At 43.0% G+C, this 4,917-nt stretch carries 1 protein-coding gene; it reads right to left on the reverse strand.

Annotation, left to right across the window (positions count from 1 at the left end; translation table 11 throughout):
• Nucleotides 1-4,917 (reverse strand): ZmpA/ZmpB/ZmpC family metallo-endopeptidase (locus GMD1S_RS09980; protein ID WP_000325680.1); only part of this gene is annotated, 4,917 nt, incomplete at both ends.

The raw sequence follows: 4,917 nt of genomic DNA on the forward strand, positions 1-4,917 counted from the left end.
GCCTTCTTGAAGGCTGCCCAAGAGGTGTATTCACCTTTAAATACATTTTCCAAGACTTTCTGGTCAGTCACGAGACCAACATCTCTTCCAGACCATCCGTCCCACGTTTTCTTCCCTTCATCAAAGGCTTCCTGAGAGTACTGACCAGAAACATAAGGGACAAATCCTTCATGGTAGCCTTTGGCTGCCAGTAATTCATAGGCTGTGCGACGGAACATAACGTCACCTGGCGCTCCATTTGGATTGCTCAAGGCTGAGTAAATTGGTGAGAAGAGGCTGAGACTGAGGTAGCCATTTCGACCATATTTCCCACTTTCCTTATTCTCCCGACGAGTGATCACATCATTTTCAATGAGAGAGTTAAAGGTCTTTAATTGCTTGATTTCTTCAGCAGTGAAGCTTCTCGTCTGGTTACCAGCATGAGTCTCCTTACCATACTTATCTGTAATATAGTAATTCTCCATCTTTCTGAACCACTGAAGTTTCGCATCATCACTCTGCTTCAGCATAGAGGTACCTTCTAGATAATCCAAGGTGTAGATCATGTCAAACATACCATGGACATAGTGTTGAAGGTCTGCTGCATTTTGAACACGTTCCTTGAAATTATAGGTATGCATACGTGTCTTAGAATCCTTGTCCACCTTGAAGAGAGTATTGAGCGTAATAGTTGGTTCATCTGGGCTTGGCGAAGACTGCAAGAGTCCGCGAGCATAGAGTTCCGCACCTAGTCCCTCACGACGACCATATCCTTCAAAGTAAATAGCACCGTCAGAGTTATGGGTCATCTCATGCGTGTAAACTGAGTTACCATAGTCTTCCAACAATTTAGCAGCATCAAAGTGGGTTACACTACCCGTAGCATAGGCATTATAGCCCTTGCTTGGATACCACTTGCCAGCAGGTCCGAAGAACTCCTGCATAGCTAGAGATTTTTTATCATTAGCTGGAGCCCAATATTTTTGACCATTCTTGTCAACCAATGAGAATCCGTCATAAACCAGAACAGAACGGAAGAGCTTGTCCTTGCTTTCTGGACTCAGAATCTTATACCAGAAATCATAGTGGTCGCGCTGGTATTCAGCTGTTTTTCTCACTCTGTCTTCAACATATTCAATTAGTTCTGCGTCTGTTCGCACCCTGTTATTGGCATCCAGGCGGTAGCGATCATAAGCTCCCATGGAGATGGTAGACATATTGGAGATAGCATAGACACCTTTCTCTGTCATGGTCAAGAGTGGCAGGAGCATGCCCTTGTGTTCCCAATTATCTGCAGTAATCTTATCATAAACACCGACAGAGTACTTGCTCTTGCCCTCAGCTGCGTCCTGAAGCTGTCTCGCTTCTGCTACATCGGACTTAGCCTCAACGATGTAGGCTTTTGTATTGGTCTTGAGCCATTCATTATTGGTCTTGTATGGCAGGAAGAGCTGACGGTAGCCTTCAAGGTAATTGAAGAGTCCTCGCTTGCCAGTTGCTTCAGAGAGCGAATTATCATATGCTGTATAGTTGTTCTTAGCCTTGAGATTCTCAAGTCCTGATTTCCCTAAAGCAATGATTGTATCAAGAACCGAAACGTCATTTTTACCGTAGAAATCCATCTTGTAAGCCGATAGGTCCTTAACATTAAAGTTGTCATAGTTGATATTATACCAACGGTTAAGGTAAGTCAGACCCAATAGGAAAGCTTCTTTATCAGCAAGAATCTTCTTAACAAGATAATCCTTAACTACTTCACCTTCAGTATTGATAGCCTTATCCATAGCTAGCACTTTGCGAAGCTCACCTGATAGCTTGCTTTTCACTTGCGTAAATGCAGTATCTAAGTATAGTTCATCCAAAGAAGTATCTGCTGCTACTCCGAGAGCTGTTCGCATAGCTGGCGAATCAAGAACGACCTTATTCAGCTCTGGCAACACTTGATTTAGAATGCTAGTATAATCTGATACAAAGGCTTCTGGAGTATAAAGAAGGTCTAATCCCTTCATCCTATACTCAGCAATGCCTCGATTTACGAAATCTCCCTGATAAGATATTTCTAGGTAGTCAATAGTATTGTCCATGTAGTGAAGCATCAAACGATTGATTGCTGTTTTATTGCTATGGATATCAGTGATAATCTGGTCACCCTTCATCGGAACAACATCCAGTAGGTACTCCTTATTCAACTTATGCTCTTTCGGAATCTTGTTCGCAAACGAAACAATGGTTTCTTTATTGTAGAAAGGAAGCAGTTTCTCCATATTTGCATAAGAATATCCACGGTCGAATTGAGCATTGTTTACTTCACCATAGTCGACAAAACGCATATTTAGATTCGTGTCATCTAGGCTAGTCGTGATGTTCATAGCAGTCAGTTTTTCTTCCATTTCTTCTTGAGTAATGGTAGAAGTAACAAACTGATCGTTTTTCAAGGTTTCACTCTTGGCAACTTTATAGGCTTGCGTAATGCGGTCGTTTTTGTAGCCCTGATCTCCAGAAATACTGTAAACGTTTGTACCGCTAACATTGCTGATCACATTATCAACTAAACCATTAAAGTAGTTCGAGCCGACCACTCCACCGATTTGACCGTTAGTGGTTGAATTATATACTTTTCCTGTCACATAAGATTTGGTGATTCGAGCATTATTTTCTAGACGTCCAACCAAACCACCGATACGTTGTTCATTTGATCGAGCTCCACTAATAATCGTTACATCTGCTTTACTTTGGCTAAGAAGAGATTCTCCTCCTTTAAGGCTTGCAACCAAACCACCTACATTATAAGCTTTGATGTGTTGACTGTTAGATAGGATAGTCCCCGTAAAGGAACTATTTGTAATCTTCGTATTGGTTCCATTAACTACAAGACCCGCTACGTTAGAAGCGTTGCCTACTACCGATACTCTTCCCTGAACAGAAACATCTGTGATTCGCGCATTCTCCGCATTGCGTGCAAGTGCTGCTGAGTCATAGGTACCCACGATATTCACATCTTTAAAGTCGATATTGGAAATGGTAGACCCACTCTTGAGGTTTTCAAATAAAGGCTTGGCTAGATTGTAAATCGCATATTGCTTGCCATTTTGACTACCCGTCAGACTGCCGGTGAAGTTCCCTTTGAGATAGACATAGTCCGCAGGAGCTAGGTTGACCTCGCTCGCATCCAAATCAGCTCCCAGAACATAATTTCCTGCCATATTTCGCTTCATAGCGTCTACCAATCCAGCAAAGCTAGTATAGACATTTTGCTGACTAGGGACTGCCTTACTGATGTAGAAGTCGTGCCCAGACTTGTAGCCCGCTTCACTTTCTTGGACGAGTTCAGGAAGGGTTACATTAAGCTTATAGACGGCCTTGCCATCTTTCTCTGCTTCAGAAATGCTATGAACTGGTAGGAGAATTTCCTTGGATTCGCTTGATTTGATCTTAACGAAGTAGGTAGACAGATCCGTAGGCATGGAGCTCATCGATACAAAGCGCTTGTATTGGTCGTTTTCTTTATGATAAAACTCAACGGAATCAATATCACGGAAGGCAATCTTCTTGTATTCTAACTCAAAGTTACGACTGTCTGTTTCAAACTCAGTAAAGCTGCCATTATCCAGTTCATAAGTCAACTTGGTTTTCAAAGTATAGCCTGTATAGTAGTCTAGGTCACCAATTTTCAAGCTGCCAGCAAAGTTGGTAATTGGAAGAGTGCGAATCAGCTGATCTCCCTGGTACAATTCTGCAGTCGCTGAGCGGAAGGACTGGGTCTGGTCTTCCAATCTATATTGGACCGTCACCGACTTATCATCAACATTCTCAGTCAGACTTAGAATGGAAACAGTCGGCTTGACTTTAGGCACTCCATTTAGAGCTTCTTTGGCTGCTGTCAGGCTAGCAAGAACTTGATTGACCTGTACTTGTGTAGCTGTTTGATTGTTCAGCACTCCTTCTGCCTTGGTTAATTCGTCAGTATAAGCTGTCTGCTTTTCTGAATCCGCATTCTTATATTTAACCGAAGTTTTAACCGTTGGATTTAAATCGTACTCAGTCTGAAGAGCTGTTTTAACAACTTCAAGACCACTTAATTGAGCCTTGGCTTGATTGATTTGTTCCACCAGTTGGTTGACTTCTGCTTGGCTGGCTTGGGATTGGCTCAGAATCGCTTGACCAGCCGTCAAAGCAGCATCATAGTTAGCTTGATGACTCTGACTATCGTTGAAATAACGGGCCTGTGCTTTAATCTGATCCGCTTCTGCCAAGAGATTATGCAGTGAAATTAAATCGAACTCCTCTAAAGCGTCTGCTTTCGGTGCATCACTTGGTACCATAGTTGGCTTAGCCGTTCCGACTTTGACAATTTGCGTTACAGGAGCCAAGGTTTCTTCATTAGACAATTCTTGACGGTCAACAACTTGATCGTTAGAGCTGTAAACACGAGTCTTGATGGTCCGCTCACCTTGAACACCCGGAGTTGTGATTTGACGAGCATCTTGAACTAGCTCATCGGTATATTGCTCCTCAATGTTGAAGGCTATTTTCTCTACACGAGTTTCGTCGGTATAAGTTAGTGGATACTCTGGCAAAGCCTCTGCTTTCGGTGGGTCGTTCGGTACCATGGTTGGTTTAGCCGTGCCGACTTTGACAATTTGTGTTACTGGAGCTAGAGTTTCCTCGTTAGACAACTCTTGACGGTCGACCACTTGGCCATTAGAACTGTAGACACGGGTCTTAATGGTACGTTCGCCTTGGACTCCTGGAGTTGTTATTTGACGGGCATCTTGAACAAGCTCATCCGTTTCTTCTTCACGAATTGTGAAGTTAATTTTCTCAACCCGAGTTTCGTCGGTATAAGTTAGCGGATACTCTGGCAGAGCGTCTGCTTTCGGTACATCGCTTGGTACCATGCTTGGTTTAGCAGTTCCGACTTTGACAATCTGTGTTACG

The sequence above is a fragment of the Streptococcus sp. GMD1S genome (genome assembly GCF_000296875.1).
GTDB lineage: Bacteria > Bacillota > Bacilli > Lactobacillales > Streptococcaceae > Streptococcus.